General features: G+C 58.4%; 1 protein-coding gene. It reads right to left on the reverse strand.

What is annotated here, in order from left to right; genetic code table 11:
* Positions 1 to 375: 375 nt before the first annotated feature.
* A partial coding sequence (locus A3730_RS03390) for an aldo/keto reductase (protein ID WP_063537481.1) occupies positions 376 to 1,104 on the reverse strand: 729 nt, incomplete at its 5' end.

Below are 1,104 nucleotides of genomic sequence, written 5' to 3' on the forward strand. Positions count from 1 at the left end.
CCGTCGGTCGGCCCCTCATCCACGTAATGCATGCGTAATCCGCCCACATCCACGTAGTTCGGTTCGAAGGGGTAGTCGAGCAGGCGTTCAAAGCGGGAATCCGGGGTGCGCAGGTAATCCATGGCCGATCCTTGTCAGTACGGGTATCGAGGTATGGGTAAGGAATACCAGTAGATGCCGGGATCGGCCATGTCGTTACAGGACAGTCGGCGTTTTGTTTAGGGAACCTTTGTAACCCCCTGGTCGCCCTGATTTTCTGTGGGAAGTGATGCTTGCATCACGAATAACGGCGTTGTGTGACAGAGTCTTTCGCGATGCAAGCATCGTTTCCCACCGTCGAGCTGGCGTTTTTCAGAGTTTCCCTGGCGTACGGCCCTACTCATCCCAAAGATTGGTAAGGGTGTAATCGCTGCCCGGCTGTGCCCAGAAACCGCCGTCCACGTAGCGGCGATGCTTGTCCAGTGCGCCGATGGCGTCCATGTCTGCGTCACTGAGTGACAGCTCGGCGGCGGCCAGGTTTTGTTTCAGGCGTTCCGGGTTCACCGATTTGGGGATCACTACGGTGTCGCGGTGCAGGGCCCAGCTGATCAGCACTTGCGCCGGGCTGGCGCCGTGGTGGTCAGCGATTTCGCGGATTACCGGGTCTTCCAGCAGTACCGGTTCGTCCTCGGCTTTCAGGCCGGCGGGGCGATCGAAGGAACCCAGCGGGGAATAGGCGGTGAGGTGAATGCCTTGCTGTTGGCAGAACGCCAGCATCTCCTTCTGTTGCAGATAGGGGTGCAATTCAATCTGGTTCATGGCCGGTTTGTAGCGGGCCTTGCCGATCAGGTCCTGAAGCTTTTTTACGCTGAAATTCGATACACCGATCTGCCGGGTCAGGTTGTTGTCCACCAGCGCTTCCATGGCCGTCCAGGTGGTTTCCACCGGCAGCTCCTTGAGAGACACCATGTCGTCTGCGGATTTTGGGAAGCGCACGCCGGGCTTCAGGTCCACGGGCCAGTGCATCAGGTAAAGGTCCAGGTATTCCAGTTGCAGGTTGCGCAGGGTGGTTTCCAGTGCCGGTTGCACATCCTCCGGCGCATGATCACTGTTCCACAGCTTGGA

Source organism: Alcanivorax sp. HI0044 (assembly GCF_001634945.1).